The organism is Bacillus sp. 2175 (assembly GCF_057812155.1).
The window spans coordinates 3,651,507-3,674,412 of record NZ_CM173819.1 but is presented as its reverse complement, the minus strand read 5'-3'; the positions used below and the strand labels follow the sequence as shown (position 1 = coordinate 3,674,412).

Below are 22,906 nucleotides of genomic sequence, written 5' to 3'. Positions count from 1 at the left end.
AGGATAAGGAGATAGTGGGAATATCACCCTGGAGTTCCGCGCTGAACAAATAGAGTAAGCGTAGGCGTGTATTCGCGTTAAGAATATAAAGAGGATTCTATACATATGTATAGAATCTACTAGGGTGGTACCGCGGGAGACTTTCTCGTCCCTTTTGGGGATGAGAAGGTCTCTTTTTTATTCCGTTTTTTAAGTATTTCTTTTATACATGTAAGGAGGAATTGAGCATGGAGTACAAAAATACATTACTGATGCCAAAAACAGAGTTCCCAATGCGTGGGAATTTACCAAAACGTGAGCCTGCAATGCAAGAAAAATGGGCTGAAATGAATATTTACGAAAAAGTACAAGAACATACAAAAGGTCGTCCTTTATTTGTATTGCATGATGGACCTCCATATGCGAATGGTGACATTCATATGGGACATGCATTAAATAAAGTATTAAAAGACTTTATTGTTCGTTATAAATCAATGACTGGTTTTAGTGCGCCATATGTTCCGGGATGGGATACGCACGGTTTACCAATTGAACAAGCTTTAACAAATAAAGGTGTAAAACGTAAAGAAATGACAGTTGCTGAGTTCCGTAAGTTATGTGCAGAGTATGCATATGAACAAGTAGAACGTCAACGTGAGCAATTTAAGCGTCTAGGTGTACGTGCAGATTGGGATAATCCATATATTACTTTAGAGCCAGCTTATGAAGCACAACAAATTAAAGTGTTTGGTGACATGGCGAAAAAAGGTTATATCTATAAAGGTCAAAAACCAGTTTACTGGTCTCCAACGAGTGAATCTGCTTTAGCAGAAGCTGAAATTGAATATCAAGATAAAAAATCAGCATCTATTTACGTAGCATTCCCTGTAAAAGATGGAAAGAACGTATTAGAAGGTGATGAAAAGTACATCATTTGGACAACAACACCTTGGACATTACCTGCAAACTTAGGTATTTCTGTTCATCCAGAGCTTGAATATAGCATTGTAAAAGTAAATGATGAGAAATATATCATTGCTTCTGAGCTGTTTGAGACAGTTGCAAAAACGTTAGAGTGGGAAAATGCTGAAGTTGTGAAAACAGTAAAAGGTAGCGAACTTGAGTATACAGTTGCAAAACATCCATTCTACGATCGTGATTCATTAGTTATGCTAGGAGATCACGTAACAACAGATGCAGGTACAGGTTGTGTTCATACAGCACCAGGACACGGGGAAGATGACTTCGTTGTTGGTAAAAAGTATGGATTAGAAGTACTTTGCCCAGTCGATGATAAAGGTGTATTAACAAATGAGGCACCTGGATTTGAAGGCTTATTCTATGATAAAGCTAACAAACCAATTACAGAAAAATTAGAAGAAGTAGGCGCGTTACTGAAACTAACATTCATTACACATTCATACCCACATGATTGGAGAACGAAAAAACCAATTATTTTCCGTGCGACAGCACAGTGGTTTGCATCTATTGAAGCATTCCGTAAAGAATTAATAGAAGCTGTAGCAGAAACAAAATGGGTACCAGCATGGGGAGAAACTCGTCTTCATAATATGGTTCGTGACCGTGGTGACTGGTGTATTTCTCGTCAGCGTGCATGGGGTGTGCCAATTCCGGTATTCTATGCTGAGAATGGTGATCCAATTATTACGGATGAAACAATTAACCATGTAGCAGATTTATTCCGTGAACACGGTTCTAACGTATGGTTCGAGCGTGAAGCGAAAGATCTATTACCAGAAGGATTTACACATCCAGGTAGTCCAAATGGTGAATTCCGTAAAGAAACAGACATCATGGATGTATGGTTCGATTCAGGTTCTTCTCACCAAGCGGTATTAGAAGAGCGCGAAGATTTACAGCGTCCAGCTGATTTATATTTAGAAGGATCTGACCAGTATCGTGGTTGGTTTAACTCTTCATTATCAACAGCAGTTGCTGTAACAGGTAAAGCTCCATATAAAGGCGTACTAAGCCACGGTTTCGTACTAGATGGTGAAGGACGTAAAATGAGTAAGTCGATTGGAAACATCGTCGTACCGAAGAAAATCATGGATCAATTAGGCGGAGACATTTTACGCTTATGGGTATCTTCTGTTGACTATCAATCTGACGTACGTATTTCAGATGATATTTTAAAACAAGTAGCAGAAGTGTATCGTAAAATCCGTAACACATTCCGTTTCTTATTAGGAAACTTAGACGACTTTAAGCCAAGTGAAAATGCAGTAGCTGTAGCTGAACTTCGTGAAGTAGATCGTTACATGTTAGTAAAATTAAATGACTTAATTACAAAAGTTAAAGAAGCATATGAGACATACGATTTCGCTGCTGTGTATCATGCAATTCATAACTTCTGTACAATTGATTTAAGTTCATTCTACTTAGACTTTGCAAAAGACATCTTATACATTGAAGGTGCAAACCACGAAGATCGTCGTGCAATTCAAACTGTATTATATGATGTTCTTGTTGCGTTAACGAAACTTGTAACACCAATCTTACCGCACACAGCTGATGAAGTATGGCCATATATTCCAGGCGTAACAGAAGAAAGTGTACAATTAACTGATATGCCAGAAGCTGTACAATTAGATGACGCGGAAGCGTTAAAAACAAAATGGGATGCATTTATGACATTACGTGATGACGTGTTAAAAGCACTAGAAGTAGCTCGTAATGAAAAAGTAATCGGTAAGTCATTAAATGCAAGCATTACGCTATATCCAACTGCAGAAATGAAAGCTATGTTAGAGTCTATTAGCGAAGACTTAAAGCAATTATTCATCGTTTCTGAGTATAAACTTGGTGGTATGATGGATGAAGCGCCAGCAGATGCACCGAAGTATGAACATACAGCGGTTGTTGTTGTTCAAGCAACTGGTGAAACATGTGAACGTTGTTGGGTAGTTTCAGAAACAATTGGTAAAGATGCTGAACATGAAACATTATGTGAGCGTTGTGCAACAGTTGTTAAAGAAAACTATGTAAAATAATAAAAAACTGACTGCTATTGATGCGGTCAGTTTTTTTGTTGATGGTATATCAAGATCACTTTCAGACTCTTTCCTGTGAAGGAAAAATGTGTGTGAGGTAAGCAAATAAATTTCGGACACACTAACTGTACATTACAGCTAGGAGGAATGTACACGTGAATGAAATTTACATGGAAATAAAAGAAGAATTGCAATTGATGAGAAAAGAGTTGCAAGAGAGACTAGCTAAAGAAGTAATGCACAAATATGATGTCGAGTTCAGCCAAGAGCTTGGATATGAAATTAAGGAAGAGATAAAGAAAAAATTGCTATTACATGATATAAAAGAGGATTTAAAGGATGTAGAACGCGCATTATTTAAAATGGAAATAGACATGTATGGTATTTGTGAAGAGACGGGGAGATTAATTTCCACAAAGCAAATGAAGACAATGCCGACTGCCCGTACGATTCATGAATTCTTCTACGAAAAGGTAAATGTATGAATACGCACAACGATATTATATTACCTTTTTTTAATTTATTTTATTCTTCTATAAAGGTTCATTGTGAAAAGGTAGCAGCTATGCTAAAATTTTGAGGTACACTGTCTTTGTGGGGGAAATGAAAATGATATATTATGTAATAGCGTTATTCGTCATTGCTATCGATCAAATATCGAAGTGGTTAATTGTAAAGAACATGGAATTGGGTACGAGTATTCCGATTATCGACAATGTATTATACATAACATCACATCGAAATAGAGGCGCTGCTTGGGGTATTTTAGAAAATAAAATGTGGTTCTTCTACATTATTACAGTTGTTTTTGTAGTGTTTATTGTATTTTATATGAAAAAGTATGCGAAAACAGACAAGCTTCTAGGTATTTCGTTAAGCCTAATTTTGGGCGGGGCAATTGGTAACTTTATTGATCGTGTATTTAGACAAGAAGTAGTGGATTTCATTCACGTGTATATTTTCTCGTACAACTATCCAGTATTCAATATAGCTGATTCAGCATTATGTATTGGTGTTGTATTAATTATTATTCAAACATTATTAGAAGGCAAGAAAGCGAAGGAGTAATTGAATGAGTGAAGTAGTACAAGTAACAGTTGCAGCAGAGCAAAAAAACGAGCGAATTGATAAATTCGTTGCAGGGATAAATAACGAATGGTCACGTACGCAAGTGCAGCAATGGATTAAAGATGACGTTGTGACAGTAAACGGAAAAGCGGTAAAAGGGAATTATAAAGTAAAAGAAGAAGATGAAATTACAGTAACAATTCCTGAACCAGAAGAGTTAGATATTCAACCAGAGGATTTAAATTTAGAAATTTATTATGAAGATGCAGATGTGCTTGTTGTAAATAAGCCACGTGGTATGGTTGTACATCCAGCACCAGGGCATACAAGTGGTACACTTGTAAACGGCCTTATGCACCATTGTACAGACTTATCAGGCATTAACGGTGTAATGCGTCCAGGTATCGTGCATCGTATTGATAAAGATACATCTGGACTATTAATGGTTGCTAAAAATGATATGGCACATGAATCGCTTGTAAATCAGCTTGTAGCAAAAACAGTAACGAGACGTTACAAAGCGATTGTACACGGTGTGATTCCGCATGATAAGGGAACGATTGATGCTCCGATTGCTCGTGATAAGAAAGAGCGTCAAAGTATGACAGTTGATGAAAATGGTAAGAACGCTGTTACGCACTTCCAAGTGTTAGAACGCTTTAAAGACTTTACGCTTGTAGAATGTCGCTTAGAAACGGGACGTACGCACCAAATTCGTGTTCATATGAAATATATTGGCTATCCACTTGCAGGAGATCCGAAGTATGGTCCGAAGAAAACGTTAGATATGAATGGACAAGCACTTCATGCGGGTATTTTAGGCTTTGATCATCCTCGTACTGGTGAATATATTCAGTTTGAGGCACCGATTCCAGAAGTGTTTGAAGACGTATTAAATATTTTACGAAAATAGTATTGACAAATCATAAGAAAACTGAGATACTGACAACAGTTAAATAATGATCCTTTAACACAGCCCCGTGAGGTTGAGAAGGTAACGGTTTGAAATACTTAGGGTATGTTGTACCCTTTTTTCAAAAGTCCTCTCGCACACGCTGAGAGGACTTTTTTTATACCATTACTCTCACGCAAGAAAAAAGCTTGGAGGTGTAGAGCATGCAAGAGAAAGCTGTCGTTTTAGATGACCAAATGATTCGCCGCGCTTTAACACGAATTAGTCATGAAATCGTGGAACGAAATAAAGGTGTCGATAATTGTGTTCTTGTCGGAATTAAAACTCGTGGAATTTTTATTGCACAACGTTTGGCAGAACGAATTGGTCAAATTGAAGGAAAAGAAATGGAAGTTGGAGAGTTAGACATTACGTTATATCGTGATGATTTAACACTACAATCGAAAAATAAAGAACCACTTGTAAAAGGTTCTGATATCCCTGTAGATATTACGAAGAAGAAAGTTATCCTTGTGGATGACGTATTATATACAGGAAGAACAGTTCGAGCAGCAATGGATGCTCTTATGGATTTAGGTAGACCATCTCAAATCCAATTGGCGGTTCTTGTTGATAGAGGTCATCGCGAATTACCAATTCGCGCTGATTATGTAGGGAAGAACATTCCAACATCAAGTGAAGAGCGTATCGAAGTTGATTTGCAAGAGACAGATCAACAAGATCGAGTAAGCATATACGATAAGTAAAGCCCTTTTAAATGTAGTCCTGTGAGGCTGCCAAAGGGTCTTGGCTTTCATATGTCAAATTTGGCATACGAAAGTGTAGGACTCTTTGTGCACAGGCACAAAGAGTTTTTTTATTGCAAAGATTTAAACTGAAGGAGGATGTAACAATGGAACAAAAGCCAGTGTTAGACGTTAATGAAGTACCGAAACCGGGAAAATGGTTATTTTTAAGTATACAACATTTGTTCGCGATGTTTGGATCAACAGTGCTTGTTCCGTTTTTAACAGGATTGAATCCATCAGTAGCATTAATATCAAGTGGATTAGGAACGTTAGCGTTCCTTCTTATAACGAAAGGTCAAGTACCTGCCTATCTAGGATCATCATTCGCCTTTATCGCACCGATTATAACAGCGAAAACGGCAGGTGGACCGGGAGCAGCAATGCTTGGTGGTTTGCTAGCAGGACTTGTGTACATCTTAATCTCACTCGGAATTAAGAAATCAGGATCAGAGTGGATTATGAAATTACTACCACCAATCGTAGTTGGTCCAGTAGTAATGGTAATCGGTCTAGCTTTAGCACATACAGCAGTTAACATGGCGATGAACGGTGCGGATGGCAAATATAGCTTTACACACTTTTCAGTAGCATTAGTAACATTAGCAATTACAATTATATGCTCGATATTTGGAAAAGGATTTTTCAGTATAATACCAGTGTTACTTGGCATTATCGGCGGATATATCTTCGCTTACTTCCAAGGGCTAGTAGACTTAAAGCCGGTAGCTGAGGCAAAATGGTTTGTTGTACCAGATTTCACAGTACCATTTGTAACATATACACCAGAGTTTTCATGGAAGATTGTACTCTTGATGGTACCAGTTGCACTAGTAACAATATCAGAACATATCGGACATCAAATTGTTCTTGGAAATGTTATTAAAAGAGATTTAATTGAAAAACCAGGTTTACACCGTTCAATCTTCGGTGACGGAGTAGCAACATTAATTGCGTCACTAATCGGTGGGCCACCGAATACAACGTATGGTGAAAACATCGGTGTGCTAGCAATTACGAGAGCATACAGTGTATACTTATTCATCGGTTCAGCAGTATTCGCAATCATGTTCGGGTTTATCGGTAAGATTTCTGCACTGATTCATTCGATCCCAACACCAGTTATGGGTGGTGTATCAATCTTACTATTCGGTGTAATCGCATCAAGCGGATTACGCATGATGGTAGATGATAAAACAGATTTAAGTGACAAACGAAACTTAATGATTGCATCAGTAATATTAGTAATCGGTATTGGTGGAGCGGTACTTCACGTAGGAGAATCATTCCAAGTAGAAGGAATGGCACTAGCAGCAATTGTAGGTGTACTGTTAAATCTACTACTACCGGAAACGAAACAAATAAAACAATCTAAGCAGATTGCTTCATAATAATAACCTTTTAATTCAGTCCTGTGAGACCGGAAAGGGTGGCTTCTTTCTTGCACCCTAGTCTCACATGACTAGGGTATTTTTATGCAAAGGTTGTTATAAAAATTCAAAAGTGGTAACATAAAAATCAGAAAGATGAGGGATGACGATGAGCCATTTGTTAACGATGAGTGAATTATCGGAAGTAGAAATTTCAGAAATCCTAAAAGATGCAGAAGATTTTGCGAATGGAAAAGAGAGCAAAACGACAGAGCAAACTTTTGTTGCGAACTTGTTCTTTGAGAATAGTACGAGAACGAGATTTAGCTTTGAAGTTGCTGAGAAGAGATTAGGACTTGATGTTTTAAACTTTTCAGCTGATGCATCTAGCGTACAAAAAGGAGAAACTTTATACGATACGATAAGAACACTAGAATCAATCGGAACAAAAGCAGTGGTCATCCGCCACGAGCAAGATCGCTACTTCGATGAACTAAAAGATCAGGTGAATATTCCAATCTTAAACGCTGGAGATGGATGCGGAAACCACCCAACGCAGTGCCTACTCGATCTTCTTACAATTAAACAAGAGTTTGGAAGATTTGAAGGTTTGAAGATTGCAATAGTAGGAGATGTTCGTCATAGCCGAGTAGCACGTTCTAATGCAGAAGCATTAACGAAGCTTGGTGCAACAATTTACTTTGCAAGTCCAGAAGAGTGGAAAGATGAAGACAACACATTTGGAACATACAAACCATTAGATGAACTTGTTCCAGAAGTTGATGTAATGATGTTACTCCGTGTACAACATGAGCGTCATGATCATTATGAAACAGACATTATGAAAGAATATCATGAGAAACACGGATTAACAGTAGAAAGAGAAAAGCGTATGAAAGAAGGAAGCATTATTATGCATCCAGCTCCTGTAAACCGTGATGTTGAAATTGCAAGTGAACTTGTTGAGTGTGAGCGTTCACGCATATTTAAACAAATGGAAAATGGAGTTTACGTAAGAATGGCTGTACTAAAACGCGCCTTACCAAATGTATTAGGAGGAATGAAACATGAATTATTTGTTTAAAAATGGTCGTTATATGAATGAAGAAGGAAAAATCGTAGCAACGGATCTTCTCGTACAAGACGGTAAAATCGCTAAGGTAGCAGAAAATATTACGGCAGATAATGCTGAAGTAATCGATGTGAACGGAAAGTTAATCGCACCTGGATTAGTAGATGTACACGTACATCTTCGTGAACCAGGTGGTGAACATAAAGAAACAATTGAAACAGGTACACTAGCAGCGGCAAAAGGTGGATTCACTACAATTTGCGCAATGCCAAATACACGCCCGGTACCAGAATGCAGAGAACATATGGAAGACTTGCAAAAACGTATTGAAGAAAAAGCTCATGTTAACGTACTACCATACGGAGCAATTACAGTACGTCAAGCTGGTTCTGAAATGACAGATTTCGAAACATTAAAAGAACTTGGAGCATTTGCTTTCACAGATGACGGCGTAGGCGTACAAGATGCGAGCATGATGTTAGCGGCTATGAAACGTGCAGCAAAATTAGATATGGCAGTAGTTGCGCACTGTGAAGAGAATACGCTTATTAATAAAGGTTGTGTACATGAAGGGAAGTTTTCTGAGAAACACGCATTAAACGGTATCCCATCAGTATGTGAATCTGTACATATTGCAAGGGATATACTGCTTGCTGAAGCAGCAGATTGCCACTATCACGTATGTCATGTAAGTACGAAAGGTTCGGTACGTGTAATCCGTGATGCGAAACGCGCTGGAATTAAAGTAACAGCAGAAGTAACACCGCATCACCTAGTGTTATGTGAAGATGATATCCCATCAGCTGATCCTAACTTTAAAATGAACCCACCGCTTCGTGGAAAAGAAGACCATGCAGCATTAATTGAAGGTTTATTAGATGGAACGATCGATATGATTGCAACTGACCATGCACCGCATACAGCGGAAGAGAAAGCACAAGGAATTGAAAGAGCACCGTTTGGAATTACTGGTTTTGAAACAGCATTCCCGCTTCTATACACAAACCTTGTGAAAAAGGGAGTTATTACGCTAGAACAGTTAATTCAATTCTTAACAGAAAAGCCAGCTGATACATTCGGCTTAGAAGCAGGTCGCCTAAAAGAAGGTAGAGCAGCTGATATTACAATCATTGATTTAGAACAAGAAGAAGAGATTGACCCAACAACATTCTTATCAAAAGGAAAAAATACACCATTCGCAGGTTGGAAATGCCAAGGATGGCCGGTAATGACAATCGTTGGTGGTAAGATCGCATGGCAAAAGGAGAGTGCATTAGTATGAAAAGACAACTTATCTTAGAAGATGGAACAGTATTAATTGGAACAGGTTTCGGAGGCGAAATCGAAAAGTCAGGTGAGGTTGTATTTACAACAGGAATGACTGGATATCAAGAAACATTATCTGATCCATCATATTGCGGTCAAATCGTAACATTCACGTACCCATTAATCGGAAACTACGGCATTAACCGTGACGATTTTGAATCCATTCACCCATCTGTAAATGGTTTAATCGTAAACGAAATTTGTGATCATCCATCAAACTTCCGTAATGAAATTTCGTTAAATGATTACTTGAAAGAAAGAAATATCCCAGGATTAGCAGGGATTGATACGAGAAAATTAACGAGAAAAATTCGTCAATACGGTACATTACGCGGACGCCTTTGTAATATGGATGCAGATGTAGAGTACATTGTAAGTCAATTAAAAGCGACAGTATTTACAGATCATGTAAAACGCGTATCAACGAAAGATCCATACCCAAGCCCAGGTCGTGGTCACCGAGTTGTACTAGTAGACTTCGGTATGAAACATGGTATTTTACGAGAATTAAATAAGCGTGACTGTGATGTAATTGTAGTTCCTTACAACACAACAGCAGAAGAAATTTTACGCCTTAGCCCAGATGGAATTATGTTAAGTAATGGACCTGGAGATCCGAAAGATGTATCAGAAGCAATTGAAATGTTAAAAGACATTATCGGTAAAGTTCCTTTATTCGGAATTTGCCTAGGACATCAATTGTTCGCTCTAGCATCAGGTGCAAATACAAGTAAGTTGAAATTTGGTCACCGTGGTTTAAACCATCCAGTAAAAAATCTTGCAACTGGAAAAGTAGCAATTACATCTCAAAATCACGGATACGCAGTAGAAGAAGAATCAGTTGAAAATACAGATCTTGAAATTACACATGTTGCTTTAAACGATGGAACGGTAGAAGGTCTTCGTCATAAGAAGTTCCCAGCATTTACAGTACAATACCATCCAGAAGCTTCAGCGGGACCAGAAGATGCAAATGATTTATTCGAAGATTTCTTAACAATGATTGAAAACTTCAAGAAAGAAGGGGAAGAGTTATGCCAAAACGCCTAGACATTAACACAATTTTAGTAATCGGATCAGGACCAATTGTAATTGGGCAAGCAGCGGAGTTTGACTACTCTGGTACACAAGCTTGTCAATCTCTTAAAGAGGAAGGTTACAAAGTAATCCTTGTTAACTCTAACCCAGCAACAATTATGACGGATACTGCAACAGCAGATAAAGTATACATCGAGCCATTAACATTAGAATTCGTAAGCCGTATTATTCGTAAAGAACGTCCTGATGCAATCCTACCAACATTAGGTGGTCAAACAGGTTTAAACATGGCTGTTGAACTTGCAAAATCAGGCGTACTTGACGAGTGCGGAGTTGAAATTTTAGGAACAAAATTATCAGCAATCGAGCAAGCGGAAGATCGTGATTTATTCCGTACATTAATGCAAGATTTAAATGAACCAACACCACCAAGTGAAATTATTCATAACCTTGATGAAGCATATGGATTTGTAAATGAAATTGGTTATCCAGTAATCGTTCGACCAGCGTTCACATTAGGAGGAACGGGCGGGGGAATTTGCCATAACGAAGAAGAGCTAATTGAAATCGTAACAAGTGGTTTAAAACATAGTCCAGTAACACAATGTTTATTAGAGAAAAGTATTGCTGGCTGTAAGGAAATTGAATATGAAGTAATGCGTGATTCAAATGATAACGCGATTGTAGTATGTAACATGGAAAACATCGATCCAGTTGGTGTTCACACAGGTGATTCGATTGTAGTAGCACCGAGCCAAACGCTAAGCGACCGTGAATATCAAATGTTACGTAACACTTCATTACGAATTATTCGTGCACTAGGAATTGAAGGTGGATGTAACGTTCAGCTTGCGCTTGATCCATATAGCTTCCAATACTATGTAATCGAAGTAAATCCACGTGTAAGTCGTTCATCTGCACTAGCATCTAAAGCAACTGGATATCCAATTGCGAAATTAGCAGCAAAAATTGCAGTCGGCTTAACGTTAGATGAAATTGTAAACCCAGTAACACAAAAAACTTACGCTTGCTTCGAGCCAGCGTTAGACTATGTTGTTTCAAAAATTCCACGTTGGCCGTTTGATAAGTTTGAATCAGCGAACAGAACGCTTGGAACACAAATGAAAGCAACTGGTGAAGTTATGTCAATCGGACGTAACTTAGAAGAATCATTACTAAAAGCAGTTCGTTCTTTAGAGCTTGGCATTTATCACTTAGAATTAGACCACTTAAAAGAACTTGATAAAGAAACGATGAAAAAACGTATCATTAAAGCGGATGATGAACGACTGTTTATTGTAGCAGAAGCAATTCGCCAAGGTGTAACGAAAGAAGAAATCAATGAATGGTGTGAAATGGACTTCTTCTTCTTACAAAAAGTTGAAAACATCGTAAATATGGAATGTGAAGTAAAAGCGAATGTAGGAAATATAGAAGTACTACAAACTGCAAAAGAAATGGGCTTCAGCGATCACTACATTGCAGCAGCTTGGAACAAAACGGAGCGTGAAATTTACGATATGCGTAAAGAAAATAATATGATGCCAGTATTCAAAATGGTAGATACTTGTGCGGCAGAGTTTGAATCTGCAACGCCATATTACTACAGCACATATGCGGACGAAAATGAATCGATTGTAACAGATCGTAAGAGTGTAGTAGTTCTAGGATCTGGTCCGATCCGAATTGGTCAAGGTGTTGAGTTTGATTACGCAACAGTTCACTCAGTATGGGCAATTAAAGAAGCTGGATATGAAGCAATTATCATTAACAACAACCCAGAAACAGTTTCAACAGACTTCAGTATTTCTGACAAATTATACTTTGAACCATTAACGATTGAAGATGTAATGCACATTATCGATTTAGAAAAACCAGAAGGTGTTATCGTTCAGTTCGGTGGACAAACGGCAATTAACTTAGCAGCGAAACTAGAAGAACACGGTGTGAAAATTTTAGGAACATCACTTGAAGACTTAGACCGTGCAGAAGATCGTGATAAATTCGAAGCTGCTTTAACAAAACTTGGCATCCCGCAACCAGTTGGTAAAACAGCAACGACTGTAGAACAAGCGGTAGCAATCGCAGAAGAAATTGGTTACCCAGTATTAGTAAGACCATCTTACGTACTAGGTGGACGTGCAATGGAAATCGTATATCGTCAAGAAGAACTGCTGCACTACATGAAAAATGCAGTTAAAGTTCATGCAGATCACCCAGTATTAATCGACCGTTACATGGTTGGTAAAGAAATTGAAGTAGATGCAATTTCGGATGGTGAGAATGTATTCATTCCAGGTATTATGGAACATATTGAACGCGCTGGAGTTCACTCTGGTGACTCAATTGGAGTATATCCACCACAAAGTTTATCTGAAAAACTAAAAGAACAAATCATTGAACATACAATTGCACTTGGAAAAGGATTAAACATTGTTGGATTACTAAATATCCAGTTTGTAGTATTCAAAGATCAAGTGTACGTAATTGAAGTAAATCCACGTGCAAGCCGTACAGTACCGTTCTTAAGTAAAATTACAGGCGTACCGATGGCGAATGTTGCAACGAAAGTTATTTTAGGGCAAGACCTAGTAGAGCAAGGATACGGAACTGGCTATCACCCAGAAGAGAAAGAAGTATATGTAAAAGCTCCGGTATTCTCATTCGCGAAACTACGCTCAGTTGATACAACATTAGGACCTGAAATGAAATCAACAGGGGAAGTAATGGGTAAAGACTTAACGCTTGAAAAAGCATTATATAAAGGATTAGTTGCTTCTGGAATTAACATCCCAACGCACGGCTCAGTAATCATTACTGTAGCTGATAAAGATAAAGAAGAAGCGATGGAAATTGCAAAACGTTTCCACGAAATCGGCTATAACTTATTAGCAACAGCTGGAACAGCACAATCATTAGAAGAGCAAAATATCCCAGTACAAGTTGTAAACAAAATTGATTCTGAAGACTACAACTTACTAGATATTATCCGTCAAGGAAAAGCACAGTTTGTAATTAACACATTAACAAAAGGTAAACAACCAGCGCGTGATGGTTTCCGCATTCGCCGTGAATCAGTAGAAAATGGTGTGGCTTGCTTAACATCACTTGATACAACGAGAGCAATCTTACGAGTATTAGAATCTATGACATTCTCAGCTCATTCAATGAAAGAAATTACGCAAACAAAGCGTCACGAGGTGGTACATGCATGATGCAAAAGCAAAATATGATCGTCGTTAATCAAAAAGAAATCGCAAAAAATATTTACGAATTAGTGCTTCAAGGAACGTTAGTACAGCAAATGAACGAACCAGGGCAGTTTGTACACATTAAGGTAGCAGAGGGCATTGCGCCCCTTCTGCGCCGCCCAATTAGTATTTGTAATGTAGATCAAGAGAAGAACGAATTTACAATGCTATATCGTGCCGAAGGACAAGGGACAAAAACATTAGCAACTAGAAAACAAGGTGAAATGGTAGATGTACTAGGACCATTAGGACACGGTTTTCCTGTAGAAGAAGCAGAAGCTGGTCAAACAGCTTTACTAGTAGGCGGGGGAATTGGTGTACCACCACTTTATGAATTATCACAGCGCCTCGTTGCAAAAGGTGTACGTGTTATTCACATCTTAGGCTTTCAAACGAAAGATGTAGTTTTCTATGAAGAAAAATTTGCAGAACTTGGTGATACGTACGTTGCAACAGTAGACGGTACACACGGTACAAAAGGATTTGTCACAGATGTAATTGATAATTACGGAATTGACTTTGATATTCTTTATTCATGTGGTCCGTTAGCGATGCTTCGTGCATTAGAAGGACGTTACAAAGAGAAAAAAGCCTATATTTCATTAGAAGAACGTATGGGCTGTGGTATTGGAGCTTGTTTCGCATGTGTATGCCACTTACAAGAAGATCCAAGTGGACATTCTTACAAGAAGGTGTGTAGCGACGGACCAGTATTTCCAATCGGGGAGGTTGTACTATGAACAGATTGCAAGTTGAATTACCAGGATTATCATTAAAAAATCCAATTATACCGGCATCTGGATGCTTTGGGTTTGGTCGTGAATATGCACAGTTTTACGATTTAAGTGTACTAGGATCAATCATGATTAAAGCGACGACAGAACAACCACGTTATGGAAATCCGACGCCTCGTGTTGCTGAAACACCAGGCGGCATGCTAAATGCAATCGGACTTCAAAACCCGGGATTAGACAAAGTAATGAATTCGGAATTACCATGGTTAGAACAATTTGACCTTCCAATTATTGCGAACGTTGCAGGCTCACAAGCTGAGGATTACGTAGCGGTTGCGAAGGAAATTTCTAAAGCGCCTAATGTCCATGCACTAGAATTAAATATTTCTTGTCCGAACGTAAAAACAGGTGGTATCGCCTTTGGTACAAATCCTGAAATTGCTGCTGATTTAACGAAGCGAGTAAAAGAGGTTTCTGAAGTACCTGTATACGTGAAGTTGTCACCGAACGTGGCAAACATTGTGGAAATTGCAAAAGCGATTGAAAATGCAGGTGCAGATGGTTTAACGATGATTAATACATTGCTTGGTATGCGTCTAGATTTAAAAACAGCTAAACCAATTTTAGCAAACTGTACAGGTGGATTATCAGGTCCTGCGATTAAGCCAGTAGCAATTCGTATGGTACATGAAGTAAGCCAAGCGGTAAACATTCCGATTATCGGAATGGGTGGTATTGAGACAGCGGAAGATGTAATTGAATTCTTCTATGCTGGCGCAAGCGCAGTTGCAGTAGGTACAGCGAACTTTATTGATCCGTTCGTATGTCCGACAATTATTGAAGAGTTACCAGCATTACTAGATGAATTAGGATTTGATCACATTTCGGAATGTCAAGGAAGGAGCTGGAAGCAAACATGTCACAGTCGTTAATCGTTGCATTAGATTTTCCAGGGAAACAAGATGTAGAACAATTCTTGCGCCACTTTGAAGGGGAAGAGTTATTTGTCAAAGTTGGTATGGAGTTATTTTACAAAGAAGGCCCTGCGATTATTACGTACTTAAAAGAAAAAGGGCATAAGATCTTTCTAGATTTAAAACTTCATGATATTCCAAATACGGTAAAAAGCGCTATGCGTAGCCTAGCTAGTCTAGATGTTGATATGGTAAATGTTCATGCTGCTGGGGGAAGCAGTATGATGAAAGCTGCGATTGAGGGATTAGAGGAAGGTAAGCAAGAAGGAAAAGAGAGACCGATTTGTATTGCAGTTACACAACTAACAAGCACTTCGGAAGCTATGATGAAAAAAGAGATCGGCATTGAGAAAACGTTAGAAGAAGCGGTTGCTCATTATGCAAAACTAACGAAAGAAAGTGGACTTGATGGCGTTGTTTGTTCAACACTTGAAGTTCCAAAATTACGTGAAGTATGCGGAAATGAATTTGTAACGGTAACACCGGGGATTCGTCTTGCAAGCGATGATGTAAATGACCAAGTGCGCGTAGCGACACCGAAACGTGCGAGGGAACTTGGCTCAAGCTACATTGTAGTTGGACGTAGTATTACAAAAGCAGAAAATCCGCTTGAAGCGTATAAAACAGTAAAACAACAGTGGGAAGGTGTAACAGTATGAAAAAAGAAATCGCATCGCATTTATTAGAAATTGGAGCAGTATTTTTACAACCGAATGATCCATTCACTTGGTCTTCAGGTATGAAATCGCCAATTTATTGTGATAACCGTTTAACTTTATCTTATCCAAAAGTACGTCAAGCGATTGCAGCTGGATTAGAAGAGTTAATTAAAGAGCACTTCCCAACTGTAGAAATTATTGCAGGAACTGCAACTGCTGGTATTGCGCACGCTGCATGGGTAAGCGATCGTATGGATTTACCAATGTGCTACGTACGTAGTAAAGCAAAAGGTCACGGTAAAGGGAACCAAATCGAAGGAAAAGCTGAAAAAGGTCAAAAAGTCGTAGTAGTAGAAGACTTAATTTCAACTGGCGGTAGTGCAATTACATGTGTAGAAGCACTTCGCGAAGCTGGATGTGAAGTATTAGGGATCGTATCAATCTTCACATACGAGCTTGAAGCAGGAAAAGAAAAACTAGAAGCAGCTAACGTAGCATCATATTCTTTAAGTGATTACAGTACATTAACTGAAGTTGCAGCAGAAAAAGGTATGATTGGACAAGCTGAAACGAAGAAATTACAAGAGTGGCGTAAAAATCCAGCTAACGAAGCTTGGATCACAGCGTAACACGAAAAAAGACGACCGCGGGGGAACGCGGTCGTTTTTTATATCATTGTTAAAACTTCAAGTAAAGTTCCATCAATATCAAAGAAAATCATATTACAATCTCCTTAACTACTTAGCGCTTTCTGCAAGCTCATATCCTCTTAAAAACAATAAAGTCATATAAGAAACAATAAATGAGAAGATGCTGTACATGCCAACCCAAAAGAAAAATTTTGGAGTAAAGGCGATAACACCTATTATTAAAAAACTAGCAAACGTTACAATCGGCATTACGTAATACGTTTTCGTCTTGCGCGTTCCAATAACAGAAACGATAAAGATAAGTAATGGACAAATTAATAAGACGAAAATCAATTCATTCATAGGTATGTCCCCTTTTCTAATTGCAGTAATCTGTTTCTCGTAAACGTTTTGAAATAATTACTCTCCTAATATAATTTCGCTAAGTAATAACGAATCCCTCTTGAAAACTGATAATTCATGATGAATTTTACAAGCAAAAAACGTAAGCAAGAGAACACTTGCTTACGTTATAGGATAAACATCGCAACGATCGTGGTGACAATTAAACCGATAACAACCGGTAAAAAGTTTCGGCGTGCAAGTTCAAATGGATCGACTTTACAAATCGCAGCAGCAGGAATAAGTGCCCAAGGAATTAACGTCCCGCCCCCGGTCCATATAGCTGCAATTTGCCCGAGTGCTGTTAATGTAGCTGTTCCATGGCCAAGTGCTGTTCCAAAAAGATTGGCAATGGAACCAGCAAGTGATATACCTGAAAAACCTGATCCATCTAAGCCGGTAATGACACCAACGATGGTTAATGTCCCTGCCGATACATATTGATTTAAAGGAACAGTTTGAGATAAAGCGATGCCTAAGTCGTTAATGATTCCGTGTGAACCTTTCGGTAAATAGTCCCCGATAATTTTTACAAATCCACTATCTCCTAAATAAAAGAGTGCAGCGATAGGAATAACTGGTCCGAAAATTTTAAAGCCAAATTGGAGCCCTTCTATGAAATAATCGGTCGTTTTATTCAGTCCATTTCCTTTGTAGGCGATGAGGGAAATGATGATAATCATAATAACAGTCGTTCCGCCGATAAGTGCAGTTGCGTCGCTTCCTTGTAATTTAAATTGAATCATGCAAAGGATATCAATGATATATATGATAGGGATACAAATAGCGAGCCATTTTTTTATGCGAGAAGATAATGAAGTGAGCGTTTTAGAAGACTCAGTTGATGGAATAGCTTCTTGTATAGATAAGCCTGTATGAAACTCTTTTCGTAAGAAGAAAAAAGCGACAGAAGTTGTCACAATGCCCATAACGATAACGAGTGGAACACTTGCAGATACGATGCTGGAAACAGGGAGACCAGCCGCGTCTGCAGTTAATTTCGGTGCACCTTGAATAACGAAGTCTCCAGATAAGGCGATGCCGTGTCCAAATAAGTTCATAGCAATTGCAACCCCAATTGGAGGAAGGCCGACACGTACAGCAACCGGTAATAAAATAGCTCCCATTAAGGCGACAGCTGGAGAAGGCCAAAAGAAGAAAGAAATGGTCATCATTAAAAGGCCGATAATCCAGTAGGCGAGTGTAGGTGTACGAATCATTTTTGTAAATGGTGAAATCATCGTATCATTTATGCCAGTATGAACGAGTAAATTGCTCATTGATACGATAATGGAGATGATTAATATAGTTGGTAATAGCTCAGTAATGGCGTAAATGAAACTTTGAAAAATTCCGCTAATGGCAAGAGGGATAGAACTTGTTGCAGTTAATGCTAATAAAAAGATAAAAACGATACAAATGATAGTCGTATCTTTTCGGAGAATAAAAAAGGTAATAATAGTGAGTAAACAAATAATGTAGAGAGCGTGTAATAGCGTTAATTCAACTCCCATAACATTCACATCCTTTAGGCATTCGTGTAGTGTATTGTATGAAAGCAGTGAAAGTATGTGAGTATAGGAAAAAGAAAAAATGAAATTTCATGTACTGTAATGGTAAGAAAGATAAATGGATGTTACAATACAAATAATCCTAAAAATGGAATTTAAGGAGAACTTATGCGCAAAAAAATTGGGTTTTGGGGATTTACCATATCTTGTAGTCTATTAATCACTTTAAATTTGTTTACAAACAATGAATGGATCAGTATCATACCTGTTTTCGGCTTTGTTTTTATACTGTTATATAACTGGGATGATATGAAACAATATAGTAAGAAAAGTATCGGAATTATGATAGGTGTCATTGTTGTTTGCTCATTTTTCGTAGGGTTTATTTTAATAGAAGGGCAGAAACAAATAGAGAAAACGTCTATTTTTCAAGAATGGATGTCGTCTGCAAAAGGTCTTTATATTGTAATTATAGCTGTTATTTTTCTAAGAATTATTATAAGCATAGCAAGTTACGTATTAAAGGAGAAGTAGAATGGGGGAGTACGAATGAGAGAGAAAATAGGATATTATGGTGTGCTCGTTTGTTTACTATTATCAGTTATTTCAGGACAATTCCTTAACAGTGACTGGGTACCAGCTATATTATGTATAGGAGTATTGATTTTTGCATCTATGTATCGTTGGAATGAATGGAAAGCATATAGCCGAAAAAAGAAATTTGTTTTCAGTATCGAGTTTGTCATTATTATTAGCACAATTCCGTTTTTTCTATTGAAAGGAAATGAGATAATAGATGGAATTGTAATGTTTCAAGGGTGGTTATTTATTGCGAAAATGCTGTATTTAATATGTATATTAATGTCGGTAGTGGTAATCGTTAAAAAAGTAAACGAAAAGTTATTCGTTAATGAATAAAAGAAAATGCCACCTTATTCGGTGGCATTTTTTTCTATGATTTCAACAAGGAATAACAATTAGTTCCCGATTTGATTTTGTAATAACTTCATAGCCTTCTTTTGTAATGACGATATCGTCTTCAATTCTACAACCGCCCCAGTTCGGTATGTAAATGCCCGGCTCAACTGTAACAACCATACCTTCTTGTAAAGTTACCTTACTTTCTTGGGATAGGCGAAGCGGTTCATGTATTTCTAACCCAAGACCGTGCCCAGTAGAGTGGCCAAAGTATTGACCGTATCCATGTTCTGTAATGTAATCCCTCGTTATATCATCGATACTTTTCGCAGTTTCTCCAGGCTTAATCGCTTCAGTCCCACGTTTTAACGCTTCTCGTACAACATTGTATATTTTTTTGAATTCTTCCGATGGTTCCCCTATTGCTACAGTACGTGTTATATCGGAACAATATCCGTCGTAAAGTGCACCGAAGTCTAATGTAACGATATCCCCTCGTTCGATTATTTTATTTGATGCAACTCCATGGGGAAGTGAAGAACGAACGCCTGAGGCTACAATGATTTGGAATGAAGAAGATGTAGCCCCTTTTTTTCGCATGAAAAATTCTAATTCATCTCGTACAGCATTTTCACTTATTCCTGGTTTTAGAAACGTAAGAATGTGGTGAAATGCTTCGTCCGCGATATTAGCTGCAATTTTCATTGTTTCTATTTCAGGCGTGTCTTTAATGATACGAATATTTTCGATAATTTCGCACACTTGAATCATTTCCGCCTGTACGTATTTTTGCAAGTTTTTATATTGTTGCAATGTCATGTTGTTTTCTTCAATTCCAAGTTTTTGAATGTTTAATTTCGATACTTGATGTGCAATTTCTTTTTCTAAATTTCCTTTATGCATAATAATTTCAGCATCTTTTATTTGTGATTTCGCTTGATCTACATAGCGGAAATCAGTGATAAAAACAGCTTGATCGGCAGAGATTAAGACGACGCCAGCACTACCTGTAAAGCCTGTTGCATATTGGCGGTTTTCTTTTTTGGTAATAAGTAACCCGTCAATTTCATAGTTTTGTAATTGATTTTGGATTTTATTAATTTTTAAAGTCATGTTAATTCCTCCTATTCACAGTATTGAATAAAGCAAATAGCGTGCCAAAATGTATATTTGAAGAAAGGATAGTAGGGACAACATATATTTTAGGGGAGATAAAAAAATAGCCCGTAATTTGTGGGAGGCGGTTTGTTCATAAAATCTAGATTGCTTCAATGAATAGCAGGGGGATGGGGAAAAATAATGATTGGAGTTACACTTGTACTTTATTTACATGCTGTAAAAAATTTTATACAAATGTGAAATGATACTGTCAATTTTTTTGACAATATTGAATGAATATAGCAACGAAATTGAAAACATATAAAAAATGCGCTGCATACAAGCAACGCATTTTTTATTTACGCTTTTAATTTCATTACAATATCAGCATCTGGTGTTACATATACGGTTTGCTGATTGTCGTACGTAACAAAACCAAGTTTTGCACCACTCGGTTTTTTGACATGGCGTATTTTGGTGAAATCAACAGGTACAGAGCTAGACTCTTTCGCTTTGCTGTAATAGGCAGCAATTTTGGCAGCTTCTAGTAAAGTTTCTTCAGCAGGCTCTAAAGAACGAATGACAACGTGAGAGCCAGGTATGTCTTTCGTATGTAACCAAATTTCATCACGGCGGGCAAACTTCGTTGTTAAATAATCATTTTGTTTATTGTTTTTACCAACGAAAATCTCTGTGCCATCACTTGCTACATATTTATCTAATACTGGTTTAGTAGGCTTTTTCTTTGCGTTTTTCGTTTTGCGATTGCGCACATAACCTTCTTCAGCTAATTCCTCACGAATTTCTTCAATATCTTTTGAAGAAGCAGCTTCCATTTGTTGAAGTAAGCTATCAAAATAAAGAATTTCTTCATTTGTTTTTTCGATTTGTTCTTCTACAACAACAACTGAATTTTTTGCTTTTTGATACTTTTGGAAATAGCGTTGTGCATTTTCAGATGGTGTTTTTAAAGGATCTAATGTAATTTTTACAGTTCCACCATTCTCATCGTAATAATTAACGACCTCAATATCTTTATCGCCCTTTTTTAAAGCGTACATATTGGCTGTAAGTAGCTCTCCAAATAGTTGATATTTATCTGCTTTTCCAGCATCTTGCAGTGTTTTTTCGAGTTTAATGAGTTTTTTCTCGTTTTTATTTTTTTCGTTTTGCATAAAGCGTTCTAAATCATGAGCTTGTTGTTTTACACGATCACGTTCTGCTTTGCCAAAGAAGAAACGATCTAACAATTCGCTCACTGATGAGAATGTTTTTTCTTCTCCTTGCAAGTGTGTAAGAGGGAAAAGATAAAAGAATTCTTTTCCATTTGCAGTAATCATTGTAGGTGTATATGCATGAGATAGTAATGGTGTTTGTATAGAGAAAAATGCTTCTGATAATGCTTTCTCGTTTGCCATACCGGCTTTCTTTACTACTTCTTTTGCAAATAATGGGGATATTCCCATGAAAGCACCGACGAGTTGTTTATCCATATTTCCAGATAGAAAGTCTAGCGGTCTAATAAAATCATCTGCGGTTTCAATTTGCAGAGGATTGATTTTATGTTGGGCTGGTGGCGCGACGTACTCAGCACCAGCATATACAGTTCGGTGACGGTTTACGGCTAATGAAACGTGTTTTAAGCTATCTAAAATCACGTTTGTTTTCGTATCTAATAAGATAATGTTACTATGTCGTCCCATTATTTCAATTACTAATGTTTTTAATGATTCGTCTCCGATTTCATTACGACTGCGAACTGTAATTTGAATAATGCGTTCTAAGTCGATTTGTTCAATTTTTTCAATAAATCCACCTTCTAAATGTTTGCGAAGAAGCATACAGAACATCGGCGGTATTGCTGGCGAATCGTAGTTTTGATTCGTTAAGTGCATACGCGCATATGTAGGATGAGATGAAAGAATTAGTTTTTGGTTCTTTCCATTCGCTCGAATATGTAATAAAATCTCGTATTTTGAAGGTTGATATATTTTGGAAATTCTTCCTGTGTAAAGAGAATTTTCAATTTCATGTGTAATCGCTCTTGTAAATAATCCATCGAATGCCATAAATGAACACTCCTTTCTAACTAAATGTTAATTATAGCATTTTTTTGGACGAGGCTGAATAAGCTTTCAATAGAGTATGTCTGGAATCAGGAGGTC

The 22,906-nt window shown here is 37.7% G+C and carries 20 protein-coding genes and 1 other annotated feature (1 of these 21 running past the window's edge); of the genes, 16 read left to right on the top strand and 4 right to left on the bottom strand.

Annotated features, from left to right (window positions below):
- Positions 1–156, top strand: a binding site (T-box leader) (it extends 68 nt beyond the left edge of the window).
- A 71-nt stretch (positions 157–227) separates the two neighbouring features.
- The 14 genes from ileS2 to pyrE all read left to right on the top strand — a co-directional run bounded on the left by ileS2 (position 228) and on the right by pyrE (position 16,812).
- Positions 228–2,993, top strand: coding sequence for an isoleucine--tRNA ligase (gene ileS2 / locus ACXKY9_RS18880; protein WP_000455952.1), 2,766 nt, complete (start codon positions 228–230; stop codon positions 2,991–2,993).
- 155 nt (positions 2,994–3,148) lie between these two features.
- Entirely contained in the window at positions 3,149–3,478 is a 330-nt protein-coding gene (locus ACXKY9_RS18875; protein WP_001002956.1) for a TraR/DksA C4-type zinc finger protein, read from the top strand.
- A gap of 124 nt (positions 3,479–3,602) precedes the next feature.
- Positions 3,603–4,061, top strand: a complete 459-nt coding sequence (lspA, locus tag ACXKY9_RS18870) for a lipoprotein signal peptidase LspA (RefSeq protein ID WP_000642184.1) — start codon at positions 3,603–3,605, stop codon at positions 4,059–4,061.
- 4 nt (positions 4,062–4,065) lie between these two features.
- Positions 4,066–4,974 carry an RluA family pseudouridine synthase gene (locus ACXKY9_RS18865; protein ID WP_000005830.1) on the top strand — a complete coding sequence of 303 codons (909 nt, stop codon included), beginning with the start codon at positions 4,066–4,068 and terminating at the stop codon, positions 4,972–4,974.
- A 203-nt stretch (positions 4,975–5,177) separates the two neighbouring features.
- Positions 5,178–5,720 (top strand): bifunctional pyrimidine operon transcriptional regulator/uracil phosphoribosyltransferase, encoded by a 543-nt coding sequence (pyrR, locus tag ACXKY9_RS18860; RefSeq protein ID WP_001156491.1) that lies wholly within the window; start codon positions 5,178–5,180, stop codon positions 5,718–5,720.
- Between the two features lie 146 nt (positions 5,721–5,866).
- Positions 5,867–7,150: a uracil permease gene (gene uraA / locus ACXKY9_RS18855; RefSeq protein WP_000435926.1), complete on the top strand. Its 1,284-nt coding sequence runs from the start codon at positions 5,867–5,869 to the stop codon at positions 7,148–7,150.
- Between the two features lie 148 nt (positions 7,151–7,298).
- Complete coding sequence (gene pyrB, locus ACXKY9_RS18850) at positions 7,299–8,213, top strand: aspartate carbamoyltransferase (protein WP_000018849.1); 915 nt, start codon at positions 7,299–7,301, stop codon at positions 8,211–8,213.
- Positions 8,197–9,483, top strand: a complete 1,287-nt coding sequence (gene pyrC / locus ACXKY9_RS18845) for a dihydroorotase (RefSeq protein ID WP_001108386.1) — start codon at positions 8,197–8,199, stop codon at positions 9,481–9,483. The genes pyrB and pyrC overlap by 17 nt, the downstream gene beginning before the upstream one ends.
- Positions 9,480–10,577, top strand: coding sequence for a carbamoyl phosphate synthase small subunit (locus tag ACXKY9_RS18840; protein WP_000828684.1), 1,098 nt, complete (start codon positions 9,480–9,482; stop codon positions 10,575–10,577). The genes pyrC and ACXKY9_RS18840 overlap by 4 nt, the downstream gene beginning before the upstream one ends.
- Positions 10,562–13,780 carry a carbamoyl-phosphate synthase large subunit gene (gene carB / locus ACXKY9_RS18835; protein WP_001126096.1) on the top strand — a complete coding sequence of 1,073 codons (3,219 nt, stop codon included), beginning with the start codon at positions 10,562–10,564 and terminating at the stop codon, positions 13,778–13,780. Before ACXKY9_RS18840 ends, carB begins: the two co-directional genes overlap by 16 nt.
- A complete protein-coding gene (gene pyrK / locus ACXKY9_RS18830) occupies positions 13,777–14,556 on the top strand; it encodes a dihydroorotate oxidase B electron transfer subunit (protein ID WP_000983359.1) in 780 nt (259 codons plus the stop codon). The genes carB and pyrK overlap by 4 nt, the downstream gene beginning before the upstream one ends.
- Positions 14,553–15,482 (top strand): dihydroorotate oxidase B catalytic subunit, encoded by a 930-nt coding sequence (pyrD, locus tag ACXKY9_RS18825; RefSeq protein WP_001081048.1) that lies wholly within the window; start codon positions 14,553–14,555, stop codon positions 15,480–15,482. The genes pyrK and pyrD overlap by 4 nt, the downstream gene beginning before the upstream one ends.
- Entirely contained in the window at positions 15,467–16,183 is a 717-nt protein-coding gene (pyrF, locus tag ACXKY9_RS18820; protein ID WP_000083496.1) for an orotidine-5'-phosphate decarboxylase, read from the top strand. The genes pyrD and pyrF overlap by 16 nt, the downstream gene beginning before the upstream one ends.
- A complete protein-coding gene (pyrE, locus tag ACXKY9_RS18815; protein ID WP_000711441.1) occupies positions 16,180–16,812 on the top strand; it encodes an orotate phosphoribosyltransferase in 633 nt (210 codons plus the stop codon). Before pyrF ends, pyrE begins: the two co-directional genes overlap by 4 nt.
- 108 nt (positions 16,813–16,920) lie before the next feature.
- Here pyrE and ACXKY9_RS18810 read toward each other — a convergent pair whose 3' ends face one another.
- Both ACXKY9_RS18810 and ACXKY9_RS18805 read right to left on the bottom strand, forming a co-directional pair.
- Positions 16,921–17,175: a YbeF family protein gene (locus tag ACXKY9_RS18810; RefSeq protein ID WP_001003932.1), complete on the bottom strand. Its 255-nt coding sequence runs from the start codon at positions 17,173–17,175 to the stop codon at positions 16,921–16,923.
- 167 nt (positions 17,176–17,342) lie between these two features.
- Positions 17,343–18,728 (bottom strand): hypothetical protein, encoded by a 1,386-nt coding sequence (locus ACXKY9_RS18805; RefSeq protein ID WP_000537865.1) that lies wholly within the window; start codon positions 18,726–18,728, stop codon positions 17,343–17,345.
- A 165-nt stretch (positions 18,729–18,893) separates the two neighbouring features.
- Here ACXKY9_RS18805 and ACXKY9_RS18800 point away from each other — a divergent pair, with 165 nt between their 5' ends.
- Both ACXKY9_RS18800 and ACXKY9_RS18795 read left to right on the top strand, forming a co-directional pair.
- The gene (locus ACXKY9_RS18800; RefSeq protein WP_001227565.1) at positions 18,894–19,259 is read left to right on the top strand and encodes a YoqO family protein; all 366 of its coding nucleotides are present in this window, start codon (positions 18,894–18,896) and stop codon (positions 19,257–19,259) included.
- A 15-nt stretch (positions 19,260–19,274) separates the two neighbouring features.
- Positions 19,275–19,643: a YoqO family protein gene (locus ACXKY9_RS18795; RefSeq protein ID WP_001208270.1), complete on the top strand. Its 369-nt coding sequence runs from the start codon at positions 19,275–19,277 to the stop codon at positions 19,641–19,643.
- A 42-nt stretch (positions 19,644–19,685) separates the two neighbouring features.
- On the opposite strand, the gene ACXKY9_RS18790 is transcribed toward ACXKY9_RS18795, so the two are convergent.
- The gene (locus ACXKY9_RS18790; protein WP_000172803.1) at positions 19,686–20,756 is read right to left on the bottom strand and encodes a M24 family metallopeptidase; all 1,071 of its coding nucleotides are present in this window, start codon (positions 20,754–20,756) and stop codon (positions 19,686–19,688) included.
- A 344-nt stretch (positions 20,757–21,100) separates the two neighbouring features.
- Complete coding sequence (locus ACXKY9_RS18785; protein ID WP_000863279.1) at positions 21,101–22,810, bottom strand: Rqc2 family fibronectin-binding protein; 1,710 nt, start codon at positions 22,808–22,810, stop codon at positions 21,101–21,103.
- Positions 22,811–22,906: the final 96 nt, after the last annotated feature.